General features: G+C 45.4%; 19 protein-coding genes. 6 read left to right on the top strand and 13 right to left on the bottom strand.

What is annotated here, in order from left to right; genetic code table 11:
* Positions 1-15 precede the first annotated feature (15 nt).
* Positions 16-3,123 (top strand): tetrathionate reductase subunit A, encoded by a 3,108-nt coding sequence (locus tag ACRN9H_RS05215; protein WP_432312753.1) that lies wholly within the window; start codon positions 16-18, stop codon positions 3,121-3,123.
* A 104-nt stretch (positions 3,124-3,227) separates the two neighbouring features.
* Here ACRN9H_RS05215 and ACRN9H_RS05220 read toward each other — a convergent pair whose 3' ends face one another.
* The 7 genes from ACRN9H_RS05220 to ACRN9H_RS05250 all read right to left on the bottom strand — a co-directional run bounded on the left by ACRN9H_RS05220 (position 3,228) and on the right by ACRN9H_RS05250 (position 12,581).
* On the bottom strand, positions 3,228-3,929 hold the full coding sequence (locus tag ACRN9H_RS05220) for a DUF3581 domain-containing protein (RefSeq protein ID WP_263187617.1): 702 nt from the start codon (positions 3,927-3,929) through the stop codon (positions 3,228-3,230).
* A gap of 209 nt (positions 3,930-4,138) precedes the next feature.
* Entirely contained in the window at positions 4,139-4,369 is a 231-nt protein-coding gene (locus ACRN9H_RS05225; protein ID WP_432312754.1) for a hypothetical protein, read from the bottom strand.
* Positions 4,370-4,519: 150 nt separating this feature from the next.
* Positions 4,520-4,915, bottom strand: a complete 396-nt coding sequence (locus ACRN9H_RS05230; RefSeq protein ID WP_432312755.1) for a DUF2391 family protein — start codon at positions 4,913-4,915, stop codon at positions 4,520-4,522.
* Between the two features lie 107 nt (positions 4,916-5,022).
* Positions 5,023-5,301 (bottom strand): peptidylprolyl isomerase, encoded by a 279-nt coding sequence (locus ACRN9H_RS05235; RefSeq protein WP_076497981.1) that lies wholly within the window; start codon positions 5,299-5,301, stop codon positions 5,023-5,025.
* Positions 5,302-5,461: 160 nt separating this feature from the next.
* Entirely contained in the window at positions 5,462-7,768 is a 2,307-nt protein-coding gene (gene mrcB, locus ACRN9H_RS05240) for a penicillin-binding protein 1B (protein WP_432312756.1), read from the bottom strand.
* Positions 7,769-7,861: 93 nt separating this feature from the next.
* Positions 7,862-10,435 carry an ATP-dependent helicase HrpB gene (gene hrpB / locus ACRN9H_RS05245; RefSeq protein ID WP_432312757.1) on the bottom strand — a complete coding sequence of 858 codons (2,574 nt, stop codon included), beginning with the start codon at positions 10,433-10,435 and terminating at the stop codon, positions 7,862-7,864.
* A gap of 154 nt (positions 10,436-10,589) precedes the next feature.
* On the bottom strand, positions 10,590-12,581 hold the full coding sequence (locus tag ACRN9H_RS05250; protein ID WP_432312758.1) for a TonB-dependent copper receptor: 1,992 nt from the start codon (positions 12,579-12,581) through the stop codon (positions 10,590-10,592).
* A 364-nt stretch (positions 12,582-12,945) separates the two neighbouring features.
* On the opposite strand from ACRN9H_RS05250, the gene thpR reads away from it, so the two are divergent.
* A complete protein-coding gene (gene thpR / locus ACRN9H_RS05255; RefSeq protein ID WP_432312759.1) occupies positions 12,946-13,503 on the top strand; it encodes an RNA 2',3'-cyclic phosphodiesterase in 558 nt (185 codons plus the stop codon).
* 139 nt (positions 13,504-13,642) lie between these two features.
* On the opposite strand, the gene ACRN9H_RS05260 is transcribed toward thpR, so the two are convergent.
* Complete coding sequence (locus ACRN9H_RS05260) at positions 13,643-14,422, bottom strand: sel1 repeat family protein (RefSeq protein WP_432312760.1); 780 nt, start codon at positions 14,420-14,422, stop codon at positions 13,643-13,645.
* A 432-nt stretch (positions 14,423-14,854) separates the two neighbouring features.
* On the opposite strand from ACRN9H_RS05260, the gene crp reads away from it, so the two are divergent.
* The 4 genes from crp (at position 14,855) to ACRN9H_RS05280 (ending at position 17,900) form a co-directional block, all read left to right on the top strand.
* Positions 14,855-15,490, top strand: a complete 636-nt coding sequence (gene crp / locus ACRN9H_RS05265; protein ID WP_220773948.1) for a cAMP-activated global transcriptional regulator CRP — start codon at positions 14,855-14,857, stop codon at positions 15,488-15,490.
* 82 nt (positions 15,491-15,572) lie between these two features.
* Positions 15,573-15,920 carry a PepSY domain-containing protein gene (locus ACRN9H_RS05270; RefSeq protein ID WP_432312761.1) on the top strand — a complete coding sequence of 116 codons (348 nt, stop codon included), beginning with the start codon at positions 15,573-15,575 and terminating at the stop codon, positions 15,918-15,920.
* Entirely contained in the window at positions 15,901-16,575 is a 675-nt protein-coding gene (locus ACRN9H_RS05275) for a response regulator transcription factor (RefSeq protein ID WP_432312762.1), read from the top strand. The genes ACRN9H_RS05270 and ACRN9H_RS05275 overlap by 20 nt, the downstream gene beginning before the upstream one ends.
* The gene (locus ACRN9H_RS05280) at positions 16,572-17,900 is read left to right on the top strand and encodes an ATP-binding protein (RefSeq protein ID WP_432312763.1); all 1,329 of its coding nucleotides are present in this window, start codon (positions 16,572-16,574) and stop codon (positions 17,898-17,900) included. Before ACRN9H_RS05275 ends, ACRN9H_RS05280 begins: the two co-directional genes overlap by 4 nt.
* Before the next feature lie 93 nt (positions 17,901-17,993).
* Here ACRN9H_RS05280 and ACRN9H_RS05285 read toward each other — a convergent pair whose 3' ends face one another.
* The 5 genes from ACRN9H_RS05285 to ACRN9H_RS05305 all read right to left on the bottom strand — a co-directional run bounded on the left by ACRN9H_RS05285 (position 17,994) and on the right by ACRN9H_RS05305 (position 24,769).
* Entirely contained in the window at positions 17,994-18,797 is an 804-nt protein-coding gene (locus ACRN9H_RS05285) for a DUF1338 domain-containing protein (protein WP_432312764.1), read from the bottom strand.
* A gap of 209 nt (positions 18,798-19,006) precedes the next feature.
* Positions 19,007-20,467, bottom strand: a complete 1,461-nt coding sequence (astD, locus tag ACRN9H_RS05290) for a succinylglutamate-semialdehyde dehydrogenase (protein ID WP_432312765.1) — start codon at positions 20,465-20,467, stop codon at positions 19,007-19,009.
* Between the two features lie 9 nt (positions 20,468-20,476).
* Positions 20,477-21,496 carry an arginine N-succinyltransferase gene (gene astA, locus ACRN9H_RS05295; RefSeq protein WP_432312766.1) on the bottom strand — a complete coding sequence of 340 codons (1,020 nt, stop codon included), beginning with the start codon at positions 21,494-21,496 and terminating at the stop codon, positions 20,477-20,479.
* A gap of 127 nt (positions 21,497-21,623) precedes the next feature.
* The gene (locus ACRN9H_RS05300) at positions 21,624-22,841 is read right to left on the bottom strand and encodes an aspartate aminotransferase family protein (protein ID WP_432312767.1); all 1,218 of its coding nucleotides are present in this window, start codon (positions 22,839-22,841) and stop codon (positions 21,624-21,626) included.
* A gap of 782 nt (positions 22,842-23,623) precedes the next feature.
* A complete protein-coding gene (locus ACRN9H_RS05305) occupies positions 23,624-24,769 on the bottom strand; it encodes an HDOD domain-containing protein (protein WP_432312768.1) in 1,146 nt (381 codons plus the stop codon).
* Positions 24,770-24,812: the final 43 nt, after the last annotated feature.

Raw genomic sequence — 24,812 nt, forward strand, 5'->3', positions numbered from 1 at the left:
ATTGAGGAGTCCACTATGGACAAAAGTAAACGTCGTTTTATCAAAGGGGCTGCTGTAACGGGTGGCGTAGGACTCTTTGCCGCAGGTTATAGCCATACCTTAACGCAAATAGGCAAAGGCGTTGTTAATGGTACTTCGGGTAAACCGACCCATGATCCCCTGCATGGCAATTCGTTAACACCTGAATACAAAGTCGATTTAAAAACCGGTCAACTTATCAGTAATGATGAGCAGCGTGTCGTCAATACTATGTGTTTAGGCTGTTGGACTAAATGCGGTGTGCGCGCACGTATCGATCAAAAAACCGATAAAATCATCCGCATTAGCGGTAACCCTTATCACCCATTATCGGCTAGAGAACATATCGATTTTGACACGCCAATTAAAGCGGCATTTGTTGGCCTTAGCGCGTTTCAAGAGCAAGGTTTACAGGGTCGTTCAACAGCCTGTGCCCGTGGTAATGCTATGTTGGAGCAATTAGATAGCCCACATCGTGTTACCCAATGCCTTAAACGAGTGGGTAAGCGTGGCAGCGGTCAATGGCAAAGTATTAGCTTTGAGCAATTGTTAAATGAAACCGTTGAAGGCGGAGACTTATTTGGTGAAGGCCATGTTGAAGGGCTGCGCGCAATCCGCGATGTTAGCACGCCACTGGATGCCAATAACCCAGAATACGGCCCTAAAGCCAACCAGCTATTAGTATCAAATGCCTCAGATGAAGGTCGCGATGCACTGATTAAGCGCTTTACCTTTAATAGTTTTGGTACGCGTAACTTTGCTAACCACGGTGCCTATTGCGGCTTTACTTACCGTGCGGGTGCGGGTGCGTTACTCGATGATTTAAAAAAATATGCTCACTTAAAACCAGATTGGGATAACAGCGAGTTTTTACTGTTTATCGGCACCTCACCCCAGCAATCGGGTAACCCGTTTAAGCGCCAAGCCAGACAGTTAGCCAATGCGCGGGTCAATAACACCAACTTCAGTTATGTAGTAGTGTCACCCATGTTGCCCAACACATCTAACCAACCCTGTGCAGGCAACAATACTTGGCTACCCATTAGGCCAGCAACAGACTCAGCATTAGCAATGGGCATGTTACGTTGGATAATTGAGCAACAACGTTATGCGGTTAATTTCCTCACCGCACCGAATGTGGAAGCGGCTAAAGCGGCGGGGTATCGCGGTTTTAGTAATGCGAGCTATCTTATCGTCAGCGACCCAACGCTGCCAAGATTTGGTCAGTATTTATATGCCAGCGATCTGGGCTTACCCTTTGAAGGCAAAGCCTACGGTGAACAAGATTCGCCTTTGGTTATCGACGAGGCTAGCGGAGCTGTCACATTGGCGAGTATGAGCCAAAAAGCCAAGCTCGCGGTTATTCACAGCGTTGATACGCCCAAAGGCATAATTGCCGTTAAATCGAGCTTCCAGCTATTAAGCGATGCAGCCCTTGGCTTTAGCATGGCGGAATATGCCAAGGAATGTGATATCAGCGAAGCAAAAATTATCGACCTTGCCGATAAATTTACCAGCCACGGCACTAAAGCCGCGGTGATTACACATGGCGGCACGATGAGCGCCAATGGTTTTTACAGTGCATGGGCGATCATGATGCTTAACGCCATGATAGGTAACATAAACTTAAAAGGTGGCGCTTTAGCCTCTGGCGGTTCGTTCCCTGCCTTTGGTAAAGGACCACGATATAACCTGCAAGAATTTGACGGTATGCTCGAACCTAAAGGGATATTTTTATCACGCTCGAAATTTCCCTATGAGAAAACCTCAGAATACCGCCGTAAGGTCGAAGCGGGCCAATCGCCCTATCCCTCTAAGGAGCCTTGGTACCCTATTTCATCGCCATTATTGGGCGAGCATTTAACCGCGGCAGTACATGGCTATCCCTATACGCTCAAAGCATGGATTAACCACATGGGTAACCCTGTTTATGGCCAAGCGGGTTTAGGTGAAGCCATAGGCGAGCAATTAAAAGATCCTAAAGTGTTGCCGCTGTTTATCAGTATCGACAGTTTTATTAACGAAACCTCGGCGCTATCAGATTACATTGTACCCGACACCTTAACCTATGAGTCATGGGGCTGGACCTCTGCATGGCAAGGCACAATGACCAAAGTGGTCACTGGCCGCTGGCCGATTGTCGAGCCTCGCGTCGCTAAAATGGCCACGGGTGATGTGGTGTGTATGGAATCTTTCCTTAGCCAAGTGGCAATTAAATTAGCACTCCCCGGTTTTGGAGAAGATGCCATAACCGCCGCCGATGGTAGTTTGCATCCGTTAACTCGCGCTGCCGACTATTCACTTTATGGCGCAGCGAACGTGGCATATTTAGGCACAGCGGTCGCCGATATCAATGCCGAAGACATGTATCTTAGCGGCGTTAGCCGGATTCAAGCGGAGCTAAACACTAGGTTAAAACCTGAAGAGGTCAAAAAAGTCAGTTACTTATTTGCCCGCGGTGGCCGCTTTGAAAATATGCGTAATGCCCGAGATGAAGCGGGTAATCCTAGCAAAGTGTGGCCTAAACCTATGATGCTGTGGAACCCAGAGGTGGGCAGTCGTCGTAATAGTTTAACAGGGGAGTTTATGAGTGGTTGCCCACGCTTATATCAACCCGCCTTGGCCGATGGTACACCACTCGACAAGGCGTTTGATAAATCACAATGGCCATTACTTATCAGCAGCTATAAGTCTCACACTATGAGTTCGATGAGTATTGGTTCAGACCGCTTGCGCCAAGTTCACCCCAATAACCCCGTGCGACTTAATGAGAAAACCGCAGCACGTTTTGGGATTAGCACCGGTGATACCGTTAAAATCAGCACGCCTAATGGCAGCGTGATTGCCCTAGTGGAATGTGTTGCTGGCGTGCAAGCCGACTGTATCGCTATAGAGCATGGCTATGGTCATAAAGAACTCGGCGCGCGTGACACTGTGATTGACGATATTAGCATTGCTGCCAATCCGTTGATCCGTGTGGGGATTAATATGAACGACTTAAACTTGTTTGATCCAAGCCGTAATGGGCGTTATCCGCTAGTGGATTGGGCAAGTGGCGCATCGGCCAGACAAGGCCTGCCGGCTAAGATTGAAAAAATAGCCTAATCCCGGCGCATAGAATGTAGTCAAGCGTATTTAGCGCATAAAAAACGAGCTACCAATGGCAGCTCGTTTTTTTATGTGTTGTATTTGAGTAACAATATTAACAACTAGAAATCCGTTTTACGGCCTTCATAGGTCGCGCGCATTTGCTGCATAAACGCCTCTTCATAGGGACGTAATCCACTCATTACTAAGGTTTTAATCCCAGTGCCGACAACAGTATCGCCACTATGCAGCTCAAAATGCAACGTGACATCACCGCGTTTACCGTTGATTTTTAAGTCTTGTCCAACAAGCGACAATGTCACTTCAATAAAATCTAAAGTGGTTAAATCAAACGACATACTTTCGTAAATCACTAAGGGTCGCTCTGGGTTTATCATCACTTGATGCTGCTTCATCAAAGGGATCAAAATATCAATAAAGTTATGCCCAGAGAACGCCACATACTGACGAATAAAGGATTCAGTCTGCGCATCACAACGGCTGACATCACCTTGACGGCTGACATTCAGGTAGACTTTTTCACGACTATCACAAATCGAGAAACTGTCATTCACCTGTGCCGGAAACTGTAATTCAGTGCCATCACCCACCATGCCTGCAAAGCTAAATTTCATCTGCTGGCTTAAGCCATACTGGGTTAATACTAAGGCGAATAACAAATCACCTGGCACACAAAAACGCTTAGCACCCACGTCATGTATAGGATTGAAGTCCTGCGCAATTTTTTTGGCGAAGTCACTGGCTTGTTGTGCGGAAACGGAAATAGCTTGATTTTGCTTTAAAAAATACGGCGCTAGAAACATATAAACTCTATTTTAAATGACTCAAATAAGGATGGATAACAAAATTATCAAGAGTTTACCTTACATTAGGCATTTAACTCACCCGATGACTTAGCCCCAAGGAATACTTACAAAGTAACAGCATATTCACATTTGTAAAGCCAAACAAATCGCAGAGGTAATAACATTAATGAACAAGCAATGGGCGCAAATAGAAACTGAACAACACATTAAACTCTTTTAAATTCACGTTTTAACTGATAATCATCGTCTGTAACTAACTGCTCGAGCACTTCAATACGCTGACGCAAACTGGCTAACTCAGCCCGCAGCGCTTGATTTTCGACTTCTTGCTCACGACTCAACCCACCTGATTTATGGCGTATTTTCATAATCGCCACCACATATCCACCCACGATGGCGAATATTGGGATAAGCAAAGCGAGGGTGCTAGTGTTCATGTTGATTTCCTTTCACTTTTATTTGGCTAAAATATCGAGCTTAAAATCTCGATTTGAGGCTGGCTTTGAACAAAGCCAATATCAAAATCTGCGAATAAGTATGCGCAAGATAATCGCAATTCACCAGTGACCCAATTTAGCCAACCCGCATCATTCCTTATCAAAACTGTCCACCACAATCGCACCCATGGATGCGGGCATAGAGATCACGATAATCCGCTTAATTGAGGTCAGCGGGTCCTCAAAAAATGGCACTTTATCAAGACAAAGCAGCACCAAGAAAACTACACAAGCTGTGAGTAAATATGCCACTACAATACGAAAAATAAATACTGGAACTCGGGTACGAATATTTTGCTGAAACACACTGTGGTAGGTAAAAACACTGAGAAATAGTAAGGATAAGCTAAACAGCATGGCAATATTGAGCACCGGCAAGGTTTCACCCAGTCGCCACGCTTCCTCAGAAAACGCGACGGGCACCGCAAGTGCAAAGGCGCCAACACAAACTTGGCTGGCATCTTCGCTATTAAAACTAAAGATCATGCGCATCGCTCCTTAATACTCCATCCCTTTGATGAGTTAAAAATAACGTTCAGCTAATCAGAACGCTACAAATGCCATCGAAGTATACCAGCCTCACTCCAGCGGCATTAAGTCCGATAAAGCACTTTAACCACATGAAAACCAAACTTTGTTTTCACAATATGTGGCACTAATAACTCACCACTGAAAGCGACTTTATCGAACTGGGGCACCATTTGACCTTTTTTAAATTCGCCTAAATCACCGCCTTTTTTAGCCGATGGACAAGAGGAAAAACGTTTGGCGAGCATCGCAAAGTTAGCACCGTTATTCAGCTGCTTAATAATATCCTCAGCCTGCTCTTTATGTTTCACTAAAATATGCACGGCGGCAGCGGTTTTATACATGTCATTTCTCACTTGGAATTAACCAGCCATACAAGGTTAAATTGGCGTTATCGCGTAAACACACGACAACGCCATTCATACTCTGCAAAGACGGTTTTAACTTAACGGTATATGCTCAATACGCAGGGCATTATTGAGCGACTCTCAACCCAACTACCAACTATTGGCCGAGAATTTTTTGCCACCACTGTAACGGCTCACCACAGTTGTTTATTGGACGATAGGTTGCCGTTAATGCTGGCAGCGCATCAACATTGCTACAGGTAGACTCTTTAGCGACACCAGTATCACGGTCAAAAAAGCCCCTTACCACCCCATTGACCTGAATCGAACGCAGGCTTATCGGTGGGCGCTCCTTTAAGAAGGCAAGATATACGGCCATGGCGCCACTGCTACCATATAAGCTGGTTTTACCGTTATCGTCACGCCCCACCCAAATGGCCGCGACGTTACGCTCATCAAAACCGGCAAACCAAGAGTCGCGGCTGTCGTTACTGGTACCTGTTTTACCTGCTAATCCCACGCCGGGGAACGCATTACCCAGACGCGTCGCAGTTCCGGTATTGACCACTTGTTGCATCGCGAACTGAATTAAAAAGTCCGTTTCAGGCGATATGGCTTGCTCTTTAGGTAGTCGCGTTACGGGTAATGGATTCTTTTCAGAATCGAGTACCGCCGTCACGGTAGTTAATTTACGGTAAACACCACTGTCGGCTAAGGTTTGATACACCTGCGCCACCATTAATGGTGAACCATTGACCGCACCCAGCAACATGGAAGGGTACGGATTTAGTGGTTCATGCCAGCCCGATTTAGCCAAGGTTGTTGCGACCGCATCCACACCAACCGCAATACCGAGGTTGACTGTAGGTACGTTCATCGACTTTTTTAGCGCTGTTAACAGCGGTACTTGGCCAGTAAACTTTTTATCAAAGTTTTGTGGTGACCAAGTTTTACCTTGCTCACTCTTTAAGGTTATCGGTTGATCTTTAAGCGGTGTCGCTAACGTAAATTGGCTATTAGGTGCTAGAGCGGTGGCATACACAAAGGGCTTAATTAACGAACCTATAGGGCGGCGAATTTCTACCGCGCGGTTAAAGCCGTCAAATCCTGGAGTTTTATCACCGACCATAGCCGCGATGCCACCGGTATATTTATCTGTGACTACCATGCCTATCTGTAATGACTTATTGCTCTTATCTAAGCTTTTAAGCGTTCGGGTTACCGCGATTTCGGCAGCTTCTTGAGCCATAGGATCGAGCGTGGTATAGATTTTCACCCCTGATTGCTTCAACAGTGCATCGCCATAACGCTCATTAACTTCTTGTTTTACTAAAGCAAAGAATGAAGGTAACTTCTGATGTGCGGGTTTATTTACATTACGAATGCCTAAGGGTGACTCCACGGCCGCCTTGTATTCGGCCGTATTTAAATGGCCTGCATCCATAAGTAAACGCAATACAAGATCGCGACGCTCTTGAATACGCTCAGGATATTTCCAAGGGTTGTAATAAGATGGGCCTTTAATCGCAGCCACTAAAAAAGCCTGTTGAGAAATCGTTAACTCAGTGATCGGGCGGCCAAAATAGAAGCGCGATGCTAACCCCATACCATGAACAGCACGGGATTTATCTTGTCCCATATACACTTCGTTTAAATAGGCTTCGAGGATTTCTTCTTTGCTGTAACGAAAATCAATAATCACAGCCATTAAGGCTTCGCGCACCTTGCGCAGTAAAGAACGTTCACTAGACAGGAAAAAGTTTTTCGCTAACTGTTGCGTTAACGTCGAGCCGCCCTGCACTGTGCGCCCCGCACTGATATTGACCAACGCGGCGCGCGCAATCGCAAAGGGATTAACGCCGTGATGTTCATAAAAACTGCGATCTTCCACCAGCAGCAATGCCTGCACAATCGACTGCGGCATTTCTTCGGTGGGCACAAAAAGTCTGTCTTCGCCGTCACCCGTAATAATGCGATCGAGCAATACCGGTTCAAGGTGGAACACGGCAAGTTGGCGCTTGTCTGACACTCGAGTCACCGAGCTGACGCCATTGCTGTCGAAACTTATCATGACTCTTTGTTCAACCTGATCGCCTTCAGGATGCAAAAAGGGTCGACGCCATAATTCAATACGCGTGCTTGAGGCCGAAAACTCGCCAACTTGGCGTGGATTGGCCACTTTGCGATAACTGAGCAACTTAAGCTCGGCCATAATTTGCGGATGGCTGACGGCAGCGCCAGGATAGAGCGCCATAGAACGGCTAAATACCTGCGCCGGCAGGTGCCATTTTTGTCCTTCAAATTTTTGCGCAATAATTTGATCAAGATAAATGCTATATAAAGTGACGAGGGCCAATCCAGCCAAACCCAGCTTCCAAGCAATTGACCAAATTCGTCGAAACACACCACGGTTGTTTTTAGACCTGCGAGACGCGGGTGTTTTCTTTGTTGTCTTAGTTGTCATATCTACTTCATCATTGGTGCATTTAAGGACTTAAGCCATAAACACAACGGCAAGCACCTTGTGCATTAAAGCCTTTTATAAAGGCTGGCTAAACTATGGCTGAGCTAAACCCAAGGTTTTTTTCTTGGTAAATTTTGTTGGTAATGTATTCACAGGATCGTCGGGCCACAAATGTTTTGGATATCGGCCGCGCATTTCCTTTTTCACTTCTACATAAGGTCCCTGCCAAAAACTGGCGAGATCCGCCGTCAGCGCTAATGGCCGCTGCGCCGGAGAAAGTAACTCCATCGTCACCTTTAACTTACCCTGCGCGAGCATTGGACTTTGTGCCATACCAAAGGTTTCCTGTAGCCGCACACGCAGCAGCGCACGTCCAGACTCATCGTATACAATCGGCGCTGAGGTTCCGGTGACTAACGGCCACGAAGTGGGCAATAACTCCTCGAGTCGTTGTTTCTGCTGCCAGCTCAAACAGTTTGCCACAAAAGCAAAACAATCGAGCTTAACTAATTGCGGCAGATTATTCACATTTTCAAGGTAAGGCGCCAGCCAAGTTTCGAGATTGGCTAATAATGCTTCATCATCAACTTGGGGCCAGTCACTGCCCACATCAAACTCAGTAGCGAGTTTAAGCCTATATTGAAATTGCTCTAAATTATTGTTCCAATTGAGAATGAGTAATCCTTGTTGGCGAATATAAGCCAGTAAGGCCGCGACAATTTGTTTACGCTCAGGCTTAGCAATTGTCTCGGTTTTTACTAAAATGTGTCCGACCTTGTATTGGCGCTGTGCAATAACGCGGCCCTTACTGTCATCCCAGCCACACTGTTCATGGATTTCTAACAAATCGGTTAATTCGCTATCAAATAAACTTGGCTGAAACTGACTTGCCAAGTAAATTCGCCCAGCGTTTCTGCCTTCGGTTTCTTGAAAATCCGCCACCACTACCCAAGGGGTTTGCGCTAATGCATCTTCGCCAGCCAGCACCACACCTGTGCCATTGGCTAATTGATAGCCCTCAACACCGCGGGCTTTGGCGATGCGGTCTGGATACGCTAACGCCAATAATAACCCCACATCGCTGTGGTGAGCATGGGTTGCGACTTGAGATAAATCAGCAGTTAATGCGAGTTTTTTCTGCCACTGTTTGGCTTGCTGTCCCGCTTGCCCTTGACTGGCAAAATGCAGGTAATTCATGATATCGGCACCTTTTTTAGGTAGCCCTCGCGCCTCTAAAATTCCCGATAGCAAACAAGCCAAGCTACCTAATTGCACAGCTTGCCCAGTGATATTTTTTGCGCCCAAGCTTTTAGCACCCAATAGCATGTGGGCGAGCCTTGGGTGGCATCCTAGCTCGTAGGCCGTTTTGCCGTGGGACGTCAGTTTATTGTGGCTATCGACCATGCCTAAACGCTGTAACAGTTTCCACGCCAACGCCTCATTCACACTCGGCGGCGGCGTTAACAGCATTAAATCGCTAAAAGATTTAGCGCCCCAATAGGCACAATCGTGGGCCATAGACACCAGATCCGCTTGGCTTATTTCGGGTTCATCCGCCCTTAGCATCCGCCCATGTTCTTCTTGGCTCCACAGGCGTACACACACACCTGCCGATAAACGTCCGGCGCGGCCGCTGCGCTGAGTTGCAGAAGCTTGGCTAATACGCTTTAAGCCTAAACGGGTTACGCCAGTCTTGGGATTAAAACTCGCTTGGCGCTTATAGCCACTGTCGATGACAAAACCTATGCCCTCAATGGTTAAGCTTGATTCTGCGACGTTAGTGGCTAACACGATTTTGCGCCTGCCGTCTGTCGTTGCCGCTATTGCGCTGTCTTGCTCCGCCCCTGAAAGCTCGCCATAGAGGGGGCAAATCAAAAAAGCATCATAACTTAAGCGATCACGCAGAAACTGCTGCAGTCGTGAGATTTCGCCTTTTCCGGGTAAAAACACCAGCACGGCATTATTGTCAGTGGGCTTGTCCATATTGGCATTGCCTAATGAGACTAGCTCGAGCACGCAGCGGCCAAGGTGATCAATCCAATGCAGCTGAGTCGGCACAGGGCGATATTCGATGTCGACAGGAAAACTACGACCTTCACTGTGTAAAGTCACGGCTTGAGGCATCAGTTCGCCCAAGGCAAGGCCAGATAACGTCGCTGACATAGCTAATATCTTTAAATCGTCCCGCAATGAGGCTTGTACTTCGAGCGCTAGGGCAAGACCTAAATCAGTGGTGAGATGCCGTTCATGAATTTCATCGAAGATGATCATTTCAATCCCTGTTAACTCGGGATCTTGCTGGATCATGCGCGTGAGAATGCCTTCGGTGACAATTTCTAAACGGGTATTGGCACTGATTTTTGATTCGCCACGAACGCGATACCCCACCTCTTGCCCCACCGTTTGCTGGCGGCAACTGGCAATATAATGCGCCACACTGCGAGCCGCAACGCGCCTAGGCTCGAGCATTAAAATACGGCCACTGATTTCTGGCCAATCCAGCATAGCCAAAGGTAATGCCGTCGATTTTCCCGCACCCGTGGGCGCCTCGAGGATCACTTGAGCGTGACGAGAAAATGCCGCGCGCAGCGGTGCAAGTAAAGAATGAATGGGTAGATGGTTCAATGCACAAATATACAAAGGATAAATTATTCGGCAGTTTAACATAGCTGGTTAATACTGTCCCTTTTACACCCTCGTCTTTAAAACAGTCATGCCTATTGAAAGAATTGTCCTCGATTGCGTTAGCTAGCGCAATCGAGGACAGAGGTAGAAAAAACCTAGATTAATATTGAATACTTACTTGAAATATCTACCTAATTTAAAAACGATAATTAAGTTTTACCCAAGCATTGCGTCCCGGCTCATTAACCCTAAACATCGCTTCACTACCGGGGAGATCGTTGCCTGTACCCGCTTTACTCACGTGCTCGGCGTAGGTGATATCAAATAAATTCTCAACACCCACAATCAGCGATAAATCTTTGGTATAGGACCAAGAAGCATTGAGCGCTAAGGTTCCAAAACCATGACTGGCGCCCAAATCCTGCCCTACGATATTACCATGGCCTAAGGTATATCTATCTTGAGCCGCAACCACACGCCACAGGGTCGCCAAGGTCCAACTATTCCATTGATAATTTAGAGTTAACCTTGCCTCAAGAGGTGAAATCTGCCCCAACGCAACCCTATCGGTATCGTTGTTCCCCCGCGTGTAACTTACGGTTAATTGAGTCGACCACTGATCGTTCAGCGCGTAGTCTAGACTAGCTTCGCCACCATACAAGGTTGCGTCAATATTACGTGCAACAGCCGCAGTTCCTGTGGCATCGACCAGTATATAATCTTCAATTTGACCATAAAATAATGCCACCGAGGTTTCAATTGGCCCCTGATAAATCCAACCGATATCAAATTGATTCGTAGTTTCTACATCCAGATCAAAAGCTTTTTGCCCTAAAGCCGTTGCACTGGTCTTCATGATCTCCCAATAATCGGGCATACGTTGAGCAGAACCAAAACCCGCATAGTATTGATGTCCCGCTAAAGCATATTCATAACGCACAAAACCACTGTAAAGTTTGTCGTCACGCTCTCCCATCTGGGCAATTAACAGCTCTGTATTCCACAGGTCATAACGTATACCGGCATGAATGCTATTTTTATCGATGCGATAGATAGATTCAGCAAAGAAGCCGTAATTTTTATAACGCATATCGTCTTTAAATGGTTTTTGCAGTAAGTCATCTAAACCGACATCACCAGCAGCCATGCTGCGACCATCATGCTCACTCGACATGTAATCAAGGCCAGCAGTCAATTCAAATGCATCCAAAGGGGTTAATTCTAGCCAAACATGACCTCCGTCGGTCATGCGCCGCACATTGGAACCAGAATTTACACCTTCATCAAATCGATCCATGATGTGATCGTTTTTATTACTAAAAAATTGTACTTCAACTTCGTTTAACCAAGTCGATTCAAATTCGTGCTGTAGTAACGCGGTGATATCGCGATTATCAATCTGGCGAGCCTTATTTAATCGGTCGGCATATTCTGCTTCCCCACTAGACTCACCATAAGCAAGCTCAAACACTGTCCGCTCCGATGGCGTCCAACCTAAAGCTAAATGGCTATTCTGGCGGTCATAGCTGGATTGAACTTTGTTACCATCGCCATCTTGATAATGATCGCTACTTGATTGATTCATATCAAAATCAATATAATAATCTTTATCACCTGCCGTGATTTCAATAATGCCATCACGGCGCTCAAAACTGCCACCCGTTGCGCTGGCGCGACCTTCAACATCGGCATCCGCAAATTTATGACGATTCTTTTCAAATAAAATAGTGCCAGCCGTGCCAACGGGACCATATTTCACAGTTTGTGGACCTTTTATTACTGTTATTTGGTCATAGGCTTCTGGGTAAATGTAGTTAGTCGGCGGATCCATTCGTCCACCACAGGCACCGTAAACATGCTGACCGTCATCAACAATGCTTAAGCGCGAGCCACCTTGCCCTCTAAATGTCGGATCGCCACCGGATCCCCCTTTGCGGGTGACATTAAATCCGGGGATAGACCGTAAAAAACCGGAACCATCATATGCAGGCAAAGGTAAACGATTTTGTTTAGGATCACTGACTAAATGCACAGGCTGACGCATGACATCACCCGTGATTAATAAGTAATCGGTACACGTCTTATTTTCTCCACAGTTTGTGGCTTGTGATCCTAACGCTAACTGAGGCAGTGTGGTGCCCAAAATACTGGCAATGATATAAGCTAACTTCATAAGCTTGTTTGACATAAATCCCCCTAAGTATTGTTTTTAAACATTTTTCAATAGGGGATTCTTATGGCTTTTAATTTAACAGCAATCACAATAGAAAAAAGCGCGACAATTTGCCGCAGCTAAAAATGCGCCAGTGCACATAAACAGAAATGATGAGAAGTAAGCGACTTAACGACTATCAACACTAACCATGTATCGAATTGAGCCGCTTTGAATGAGAGGATATTAGCAATTGATGTGTCGCCGCCCGACTAAAAATGGCACCTTAAAAAAAGTTAACGTGTCGATAAATCCAACCATAGACTCAAAGCTGACATGACACTTAACACCAAAAAGATTGCTTAACCTCTTCACGTTCAGCATAGGGACTAACCAATATATGCAACAGAAATTGTTTCTGGGTTTCACCCCGACAAGCGCACAAAAAGAATATCTCATCGCATTGCAACAAACACTGCGTACAAGCCTACACCCTGATGCAAAACCCGTTGGCGCTCAAAACTTACATTTAACCCTCGCTTTTCTTGGCTTAGTCGATGAGAGACAAAAAATGAACTTGATTGATGCGGTCAATAATTTAGTTAAGCCCACATTTAGCATAAATCTCGACGGGTTCGATTTATGGCCCAATGCACAAGTATGTTGCTTGAGGGGTTATGAAATTGTGCCATCGTTAGCACAATTAGCGAGGCAAACACAGCTAATAGCCGAGCGCCTGCAATTATATAAAAGTGAACACACCTTTTGCCCGCATATCAGTTTATTCAGAAAGGCAAAAGGATGGCGACAGGCTAATAACCCCCCAGATTTAACGATGTTTAAAAATGTAGATAGGAGCGGATTAACCTTAAGGCCGGACAGTTTACATTTATATCATTCCACAAACACCACAACCGGAGTGGAATATCAAACACAGCATACTTGGACGCTCACCTAAACTGATTAAAGCATGTAATAACTAAGTTTTATTTAGGCTGTCATTCACGTAATCAACAAGCTTTATTTAAAGACATTATCTTTAAAAGCGATAAAATTAACTTAAAGCGCGTTCTTTTTATAAAAATGGTTAAAAATACTTATTCTAATAAATGTAGGGTTTCACGATAGGCACGTTTTTGTTCGTAGGTTTGTAACCTTTGTATAAACTCATCCGTTTTAGTCATTACCGCGCTTGCTTTTAATGCTTCAATGGCTTTTTGTTGCGTCGAAATAGCGGCACCAAAATTGCCCACCTCAGCGTAAGCTGCAGCAAGATTATCTAAATTAGTGGGATCGTTTTCATTAGTTTTAAGTAATTTTAAAGATAATTCGACCGCTTTATTGCCATCACGATATTGAGCTTCAGGACACGTTGCTAAGATCCAGGCGACATTCCCTAAAGCGACATCATCACCCACGTGGGAGAATTGCTCGACCGCTTTTCCGCAATTTCGCTCAACACCGTCACCGCCAGAGGCGTAAATAAAGCCTAAACGAAACTGAGCCCAGCGACTTCCTTGCTCGCCCAGTGCTTTATACCAATGCTCAGCCACAGCTAAATCACGCTTCACTAGCTGGCCTTCATATGACAAATCAGCTAGCGTTTGTTGTGCTTTTTCATGCTGCTGCTCAGCTGCAAGGGATATCCAATGCAAGCCTGATGACACTTCTTGAGACACAAAACGTCCAGAGAGATACATTAATCCCAGCAAAAATTGGGCATCGGCATCACCTTGCTCTGCCGTCACCTGAATATGCACAAACTTACTGGCCGCAAGTTCAGCGGCAGGTTGTGGGATAGAAAACGCTTGAGCGGCAGAGCTGAGCCCTAATGTAAGGCTTAAACCTACGCCCCAAACCCATAATCTGTATTTCACTGAGTTAACCTCTCTTAAAAGTGACTACACTCAAAGTTAGCCAGAATTAACCTTATAAGTCGAGCCTAAATCTAAGCAGAACTCAGGAAAAAGACTGAAAAGAGCACTATGGGCGTTCGCTTTTACAAAATTAAAACAGCTAAAAATGTAATTTAGGGTCACTTTAAATCCATTATCTATAATAAAAAGACCTTAAAGAACTGGTAAGATGTGATTAACTCGACAGAGTTAAGTGATTCCAACAAGTTTTAAGTCGATTTAGTTGACTTAAATCACTAAATCAGCAAAATAAGCTCTAATTTTAGATGGTTAATTGCATTTATTCACTTATTCTAAACTAAGACTTTCATCAAGTTTTTGTGCGTTTAATTGACGTAATATGCTTATTTAGAATACTCTTACTTTCGTTTTAATCAATCGAGGAATATCAACATGGCTCTGATTGGTAAGCCAAAACCGGATCCAACTTTGGAATGGTTTTTATCACACTGTCACATTCATAAGTATCCAGCAAAAAGCACTCTTATCCATGCTGGTGAAGACTCAGACACTCTTTATTACATTGTAAAAGGTTCTGTAGCCGTATTGATTAAAGATGAAGAAGGTAAAGAGATGATCCTCTCTTACCTGAATCAAGGTGACTTTATCGGTGAGTTAGGTTTGTTTGAAGAGCAAGCAGAACGTACTGCTTGGGTTCGAGCGAAGCAAGCATGTGAGATTGCTGAAATATCTTACAAGAAATTCAGACAGCTGATTCAAGTTAACCCTGAAATTCTCATGAAGCTATCTGCACAAATGGCCTATCGCCTGCAAAGCACTAGCCAAAAAGTGGGTGATCTTGCATTCTTAGACGTTGCAGGCCGTATTGCTCAAACTCTATTACATCTAGCGAAACTGCCTGATGCGATGACACATCCTGACGGCATGCAGATTAAGATCACTCGTCAAGAAATAGGTCAAATCGTTGGCTGTTCACGGGAAACTGTGGGCCGTATTTTGAAGATGTTAGAAGAACAGAATTTGATCCAAGCTCACGGTAAAACAATCGTGGTATACGGTACGCGTTAAGTTAGTCTTCAGCTTGATTTAAGCCGACCTGATTAAAGTGGCCTAGAATTAATTCTAGGCCATTTTTTATTGGAGAGTTCAAATGAAACGGCTGTTTTTAATGTTTTTTTTCAGTCTGTTAATGTTTACGCATCCAAAAAAATTGAATGCCGAACCGATTGAATTAGAACACTATCAAGCTAAAGCGCTCGTCAACTCTGGGCAAATACTGTCCTTAAACGGTACACTCGCTGTAGTTAATCAATTTTGCCAAGGCGAACTAATTGATGCGCATCTGTATCAAGAAGATCATAAATGGCGCTATGATTTACAAATCAAAGTTCAGCGTGGCCAAATCGTTAATCTCAGTATTGATGCAACTAATGGCCAAGCTGATAACTCAATAGCACTACCGAGCGAATGTCGAAAACATGAAACTGTTACTCGTTGAAGATAACCCTATGTTGGTCAGTGAGCTTTCAAAGCAGCTCAAAGTGGCTGGCTATGTTACTGATATTACTGATAAGGCTGTTGAGGCCGATTACCTGATTAAAGAAACCCAATACGATTGCGTGATTCTAGATATCGGTTTGCCCGATGGTAACGGTCTTGAATTACTCGAAGGCTGGCGCGCTCAAGGGATCAGCACTCCGGTAATCATGCTAACCGCCCGTAGTCAATGGCATGAAAAAGTCGAAGGTTTTAATGCTGGCGCCGACGATTACTTAGGTAAGCCCTTCCATACACAGGAATTATTGGCGCGAATCCAGGCTTTAATCCACCGTGCACATGGTCGTCTAAACACCTCAAGTAAACAATTGAGTTATGGTGGTGTGGTTTTAGATGAAGCAGAACAAACGGTAAAAGTGGCCGAGCAGTTATATGAACTCACCGCTATGGAATTCAGACTGCTAAAAATCTTCCTTATGTCACCTAAGAAGCTGTTATCTAAGACACAACTCACCGATAAGCTCTATCAGTTTGACGATGAAAAAGAGAGTAATGTGGTGGAAGTTTATGTCACCCATTTACGTAAGAAATTAGGCAAAACCGCTATCGAAACCCGTCGTGGCCAAGGTTATATCTTCCACGGCATTGTTGAATGATTTCAATCCGTACTAAGCTCAGTTTATGGTTAACGGGTCTATTAGTTTTAGGTACAGTCATAGGGCTCATATTGTTTGAGTCCATGCTACGACAAGCCTTCCATGATTCTATTATCAATCGCTTAGAAGAAGATCTTGAACACATTATGTTGGCAACCCATATCCATGATGGGGATATCAGCATAGACCAGAGCCAGCTTTCCAGCTTCTACAAGCCCGCCTATTCAGGCCGTTATTTTCAACTTAATCTGCCAAATGAAGTGATCCGTTCACGCTCGCTGTGGGATATGCAGTTAGATATTGAACCGCTACCCCCCAATCAAACGCGCGTCTGGCAGGCTAAAGGCCCTAAAAATAACGATATGCAGCTGTTATCGTTGGGGCTAAATTCCAGCAGCGCCAATGTCAGTGCTACTTTGACCGTTGCCCAAGATTTAAGTATTGGCAGGCGGGTATTCAGTGAGGTTTATGGCACTAAGCTTGGGATAAATCTCGCCATGCTATTTGCGATGATTGCGGGGATTTTCATTATCTTGCGCCAATCTTTTAAGCCCGTAAAGCATATTCAGCACGCGCTTTCTCGGCTAAGACAAGGTGAGATTACCGCGCTAGAACTAAATAACATTCCCCCTGAAGTACAGCCATTAGCCAAGACCTATAATGAGCTACTCGAGTATACCGCCAAACAAATTGAGCGTAGTCGCAATAACTTAGGTAACTTAAGCCATGGTCTCAAAACGCCACTAGCCGTAATGCAGCAACAGGTTGAAGCCCTTGGCCTTAAAGATCCCGAAACCGCCATTGCCTTGCAGCAACAACTCGATGTCATTCATAAGATGGTCGAGCGTAAACTGGCGGCAGCAAGGATCACCGGTGACATGCTTCCTGCGGCGCAGTTGGTGATCCCAAGGGATTTACAGAGTCTGGTTAATACCTTAAACAAGGTTCATCGTAACAAGAACATAGAATGCGATTTTGACCTTGACGCAACTATTTTACGCTTACCCATCCACAGAGAAGATGGTATGGAGCTACTGGGTAACCTACTCGATAACGCCTTTAAGTGGGCTAAGAGCAGAGTGAGTATTCAACTATCACGCCAGCAGGATCGGCTCAGCCTTTGTATCGATGATGACGGCCCAGGAGTTGCCAATGATGAGCTAGATAAGCTCACCCAACGGGGCACTAGGCTAGATGAGTCAGTAATCGGCCATGGCTTAGGGCTATCGATAGTAAAGGAAATTGCCGAGCAATATGAGATTGATCTCAAGTTCAGCCACAGCGCTCGCTTAGGTGGACTGAAAATTGAACTGAGCTTTAGCTAACATCATTTAAGCTATTTGGCTTACAGCACCTTTTTAAAACATAAAAAACGCCATCGAATTGATGGCGTTTTTTATGCTTAATGTCTGTTGACGTTAGGCTTTATTCACATTAGTGCTTTCAAAAATCTTGTCGGCAGACGCTGCCACAAAGCCTGTGTAGAGCTCACCATTGGCCATAGGATAACGTAGCGCAAACTCATAGAAACAGCTTGGGATTTCCACTGTTGCATCGGTGAATTCAAGGCCAATCTTATCTGCCATAGTCGACGATTGCTCTAATAACACTTCTGGCGAACCTTTGATCTCGCCACCTGAACTATTGAGCACAAAGCCCGCTTGCTTCAGGGCATTGTTCACTGACTCTAAGGTTTCAAAACCGTCGAGGTGATTGATAGACACAGTGAAATGGTTAGCGCGATAGCCAAAAGCCGCTACCCAAGCCGCATATTCGCTCTCAGTTAATAAGTCCTGATAGGTTTTAGCATCTAAAGACCAATGGCGACCCGAGTAAATAAAGTTGTCCGCCGTGGTCGCGGCAGCATCTACTTGGGCGATTAAGCCTTGAATGGTCTCTTGTAGCGCTGGGCTAAATTCTTCAACTAATAGCTCAGAGATAAACACTTTAGGCTGAGTCGAGTCTGGATGTTCAAAATGCTTAGCGATCAGTTTTTTCTGTTCAAACTTATAATCACCACAAGGTACATAACCTAACGAAGTGAAATGCTTAGCAAGCACGGCCAAATTCACCTTAGCGATGTTAAAAGTACGCAGGGCAATATGATCGTTGATGATTGGCTTACCATGACCCAGCAGCGCGTGCACTTTTGCCGCCGAAGGGGTCATTTGAATATAGTCTTGCCACAGGGCGGCAAATAACGCGTTGATGTCGGTATGCATAAAAACTCCTTTTATTGTGCTGCGGTTATTGCTGTTATTTTGCCGCGAACACTAAATGTAACGACCTAAATGCCACTGTTGCAGCGTCATACATACCCACAGTAGAAGCTCAAGTCACGTTACTGCTTGTTATTAAAAAGGAAGAACATTCGTCCTTCCTCCTCTTTACCACGTACTCTTTACCACATAAAAGTCAAATCTCTACCCGCTTACAAGCTCAAACCTGGGCTTAATGTCGCAGGTAAGCTCACTGCATCGGCCTCGACCGAAGCGACGGGATAAGCACAGTAATCGGCGGCATAGAAAGCGCTCGCTCTGTGGTTACCCGATGCACCTACGCCACCAAAAGGTGCCGCGCCCGATGCGCCAGTGATTTGTTTGTTCCAGTTAACAATCCCTGCACGAATGCGCGCAAGGAAATAGTCATAATCTTCACGACTATCGGCCAGTAAACCCGCAGACAAACCATAACGCGTTTGGTTAGCCAGTTTAATCGCTTGATCGAAATCGCTATAACGCACTAGCTGTAGCAGAGGTCCGAAGTATTCTTCATCTGGCAAGACATCGATAGCCGTCACATCGATAAGGCCAGGAGAGACTAAGCCCGTACCCGCTTCTAAATGGGTTAACTCGACTAACGATACGCCACCCAAATTCTGCAGATTTGTCTGCGCCGCAACCATACCTTTGGCGGCAGTTTCAGAAATCATTGAGCCCATAAAAGGTTGTGGCTGCGCGTTCCAAGGGCCAACTTTAATCTGTTTGATCGCAGCTGCTAACATGGCAATCAAGGCATCGCCCTGCTCGCCTTGCTCTACATATAGACGGCGCGCACAAGTACAACGTTGGCCAGATGAGATATAAGCCGACTGCAAAATATCGTGCACTGCGGCCTTAATATCCTGCACACCTTTGATGATCAGTGGGTTATTACCCCCCATCTCAAGTGCTAAAATCTTGCCCGGATGACCCGCATATTGTTGATGTAAAAAATGACCTGTGCGTGAACTGCCAGTAAAGAACAGACCATCGAGCTGCGGGTGAGAAGCCAGTGCTTTACCCGTATCCACTTCACCTTGGACTAAGTTAAGCACGCCAGCAGGCAGACCCGCTTTATCCCATAGGCTGACCATCAACTCAGCAACTTTAGGCGTCAATTCAGAAGGTTTAAAAATCACAGTATTCCCCGCCAACAGCGCAGGCACTATGTGGCCGTTCGGCAAATGACCAGGGAAGTTGTAAGGACCGAACACCGCCACAACACCGTGGGGTTTGTGACGGATAACCGCGCGTCCCGCTGGCGTATCGTTGGCTTCAGTGCCCGTACGTTTATTGTAAGCCGCAGCCGATAAAGCAATTTTGCCTATCATGGCGCCGACTTCGGTCGCGGTTTCCCACTGAGGTTTACCGGTTTCTTGGGCAATCGTTTCAGCCAATTCCGCTTTGTTGGCTTCAAGTTGGCTGCGATACGCTTCGACTATGGCTAAGCGGGCATCGAAACCTAACATAAACCAATCAAACTGCGCGGCGCGCGCGGCATCAACTGCGGCGTTAACTTGTTCTGCTGTTGCAGTTTTACCTGTCCAAATAGTTTGAGCATTGGCAGGGTTAATTGAGGCCACGTCATGACCTTTGCCAGCATGCCACTGACCTTGAATATAATGTGTCATTTGTTATTCCTACATTGCCAAAATACGGATTTGATCGCCTTTTGCGAGCAACAAACCCGCTGCCAGCTCAGGGCTGATAATGATGTGTTCGGATTTGTCGTCCACAGCCAGTGCGGCAGACGTCGCTCGGTAATTGGCTAATTGGGTATTTGAGATAATAAATTGAGTGTCGGCTTCGACCATGTCACCAATATCGACGGTCAATAAACGACTTTCACGCACGCCGCGAATGTCCGATAAACGACACTCCACCGTTGGACCACCATCAAAAATATCCACATAACCGCGGCATCGAAAGCCTTCGGCCTGCAGCAAACTTAATGCGGGACGGGTATTGGTATGCACTTCGCCAATCACTTTCTGTGCTTCTTCCGGCAATAGACAAACGTAGACCGGATTTCGTGGCATCATCTCGGCCATAAATGCCTTTTTACCCAAACCAGAAAGATAATCCGCCTGAATAAAATCTATGCCCAAAAAGTGTTTTTGCAACCAACCATAAAAAGGTGAATGACCATCGGCATCGCTCACACCGCGCATTTCGGCAATCACAGTTTCGCCAAAACGCTTCGCATGTTGAGCTAAAAACAGAAAGCGACTGCGGGATAACATGCGGCCATTGTTGCCCTTGCGATATGCTTCACGCAAAAACAGCGTGCACATCTCAGCAGCGCCAGTGTAGTCATGGCAAAGGGTGAGGGTTTCGACCTCGTTACGCACATCAATTTGTTCAGAATGATAGACTTCGGTACCGAGTCGATAATGGTAGAACGCATCTTCCATTCCCACCGCCGCTTCGATGGCGCACGTTCCCACCACTTCACGGATATCGGTATCTTCCAGCACCATCAGATAACCTTCATCGAAGGGAGTCTCTACGGCTTTGACGAATGAGGCTTCTGCTCGCGCAATTTTATGTCTGAGCAGATCCGCATTCACAGGTAATGACGTAAAACCATGACCAGACTCTTCGGCAATTTGATATAAAGCTTCAAAATCGCCAGCCTGAATAGGACGTATGATTAACATCTTAGTGTCTCCTCACTTTGGCTTACCGTGCATCAAGGCACCTCTCTTCAAAAAGACAGGCAGTGATGCAGGTAAGTATTCCCTGACAAAAAAGGAGTGCGAATAAATTCAGCACTCCTTTGGTCATTTAGGCGGCAGCTATGCTCGCCACAGCACGTTCAAAACGAGCTAGACCTTCAGCAATATCTGCCTCAGGGATCACCAGAGAAGGAGCAAAACGCACCACGTTAGCACCCGCCATCAGGCTCATTAAGCCTTCAGCGACAGAGGCTACCAAGAAGTCGCGTGAACGACCTTGATATTGTTCATTAAGTACAGCACCTAGGAGTAAACCTTTACCGCGCACTTCTGAAAATACATGATATTTTTCATTGATTTTATTTAAACCATCACGCAATAACTGCTCGCGATGTTTAACGCCGTCTAACACTTCTGGCGTGTTTACCACATCTAATACCGCATTGCCGATAGCGCAGGCTAATGGGTTACCACCGTAGGTAGAACCGTGAGTACCCACTTTTAAATGTTCAGCAATCTCAGCCGTTGTCAGCATAGCTGCGATAGGGAAACCACCGCCGAGTGCTTTAGCTGTGGTTAAAATGTCAGGCACGATTTCAGTACCCATGTAAGCGTACAGTTCGCCAGTACGACCCACACCCGTTTGCACTTCATCAAAAATCACTAGCGCATTGTGCTTGTTAGCCAGTTCACGCACGGCTTTCAAGAATGCAGGATCGGCATCGATAATACCGCCCTCGCCTTGCAGTGGCTCAAGCATGATGGCGCAAGTCTTATCCGTTACTGCGGCTTCTAAGGCGGCAACATCGTTAAATGGCAGGTGAGTAATGCTCTGCGGCTTAGGACCAAAACCATCGGAATAGGCAGCTTGCCCACCGACGCTCACGGTGAAGAATGTACGGCCGTGGAAGGCTTTATCAAACGCAATGATTTCGTCTTTCTCAACGCCGTGCTTTTCTAAGGCGTAACGACGGGCAAGTTTCAATGCGGCTTCGTTGGCTTCGGCGCCAGAGTTGGCAAAATACACTTTGTCGGCAAACGTGCTGTTGACTAATTTAGTCGCTAATTCTAAGGCAGGCTCATTCGTCATTACGTTTGACAGATGCCATAACTTTTCGCCTTGTGTTTTAAGGGCATTAACAAGGGCTGGATGACAGTGACCTAAGCAATTTACCGCAATACCGCCAGCAAAATCGATAAACTCGTTACCCTCTTGGTCCCACACTCGGCTACCTTCACCACGTACAGGGATCACGGCTGCTGGCGCATAATTAGGTACCATAACTGCATCAAACTGGGCACGGTCTAGCTTTATATTCACGCTCATTTCTTCATCCTTTGTATTTATTTAATGGCAACGAGCACCATCAGAGTCCCATGCGTATCTTTATCTAGAGTTAGTGATACTGGGATGACTTGTATCTATTAATGACCATTATTAGCGAAAATGTGATCAAAACACCAGTTTTTCACAAACACCTATCCTATAACTTTGGCTCAAACTGCATAAAGATTGCGATTTAAGAACTATACAAGCACTTAATCCCGTGACTCTTAGCATAATTAGTCATAAAAAAAGTTATTTACCCATCGTTTTACTAGTTATTCACTGAATATGAATAACTACAGCATGTTAACTAATCAAGCCTGAAAGTACAAAGTGGCTATTTTTCACTCTAACCTCAATGACTTCTACTAATCATCATCCAGAGGAAATACACTGCGCATGTTTAAGGGTAAACGTCCTAATGGCTTGTCTTCTAAGCCGCTTATTTGGCTTAGTGCGAGCTTAGAAACGTACTATTTTCACATCTCGTATCTGCTACCCGTAAACCAACAGCCGCTCAGCTAAGTGAGGTTAAAATAATGACAAATCACTCGCAATAAATGTTGCATAAATGGCGTTATTTACAGTCAATGTGAGTGATGGGGCTTGTGGAGGTTATCGAATTTCAAGGTAAGTCATTATCGGGATGATAAGCCGATAATTTTCACCCAAGTTAATAGGCAAAAATACCGTTTGCTGACATGAGGCAATGCAAAATCATATTGATTCATGTGCCCTATTATAGGCCGCAAGCGGCTATCTAACTCATGATAAATTGGCCATTACAGCAGATCTAAACGTCGATAATTTTGCGCTTTCAAACGTAACACTTCTTGCTCTGTTAATTGATAATAATCAAACATTAAGCGTCTTTCTTGTGGGTCGATTTGGCGCATTTCTTCAAGTAATACTACCTTCGCATAACAGTTCGCCCGTGCGACGATTGCGGCCTGAGGTGATAATTCTCGATAAGTTAAGGTTTGATCTAGCTCCTTCAATAACAATGTTAACGGACTCGTTTCAAACTTAAGTAACTCTAATAACTGCCAGTTAAGTTTATGCCCATGATTTAGCACTTGTTCATACACAGCTTTGGCGGGAAACTCTGTGGCGATAACCGCATCATGTACCTCCTTGTCACGGCAAAGACTCGCCTCCCGTATCCAAGTGCCCCATGTGTGATCAAATAATCGCGCACTTAAACTCAGAACAACAGACGTCCCTAATTGATTAAGCAAAGCACTACTGTACACCAATGCAGAATCAGTATTATGAAGCTGCGCTAATGTATTTGCCGCAATGCCACTGACTATGCTGTAGCGCCATAATTTACGGGTAGTCCATAACAATTTAGCATTAGCACTCGGCAGCCAATTACGTAAACAAAAATACGGAATGATACTACGCAGGTTTTCGATACCGATGAAATTCATCACTAATTTAATATCGGTGACACGTACGTCAGAACTCTGGGGGCGGCGCGCACGAAAAGACGGGCTGTTGACCATGTTGGTTAAATCGCGGCACAACCAACTTACGTTACTGATCAGCGGTCTTAATCGCGTCGCATCAAGATTTTTTGCCAGCAGTAATTCCAGCAACAAAATTTGCGATTCATTGATCTCTGACTTAGCCAGAACCAGTTCGGGGGACGCGAGTTGATGCTCGATGGCGTTATTGACCGTTTCATGCAGCTGGCTCGACACGGCTTCGAACACTTCTTTGGCTTTAATTTGTTTCATCAAACGCGCCAAAATCGCTTCGCGCTCAACATCTAATTTATTTGCATCGGCCTCTAATTCAAGGTCGAGGTCATCCAAAAGAGTCGGGCTCGCTTTATGCTTTCCGAGAATCAATTGCTGATAGAGTCTGTGCTCTATCTCTATAATTTTGCCGGGTCTTACACCGCCCGCAACCGAAATCGCCACTATAAATCTTTCCTATATCGCTAATGCCCGAGTGACGTCAACA

It is taken from the genome of Shewanella sp. MF08487 (genome assembly GCF_050848685.1).
Lineage (GTDB): Bacteria > Pseudomonadota > Gammaproteobacteria > Enterobacterales > Shewanellaceae > Shewanella > Shewanella glacialipiscicola.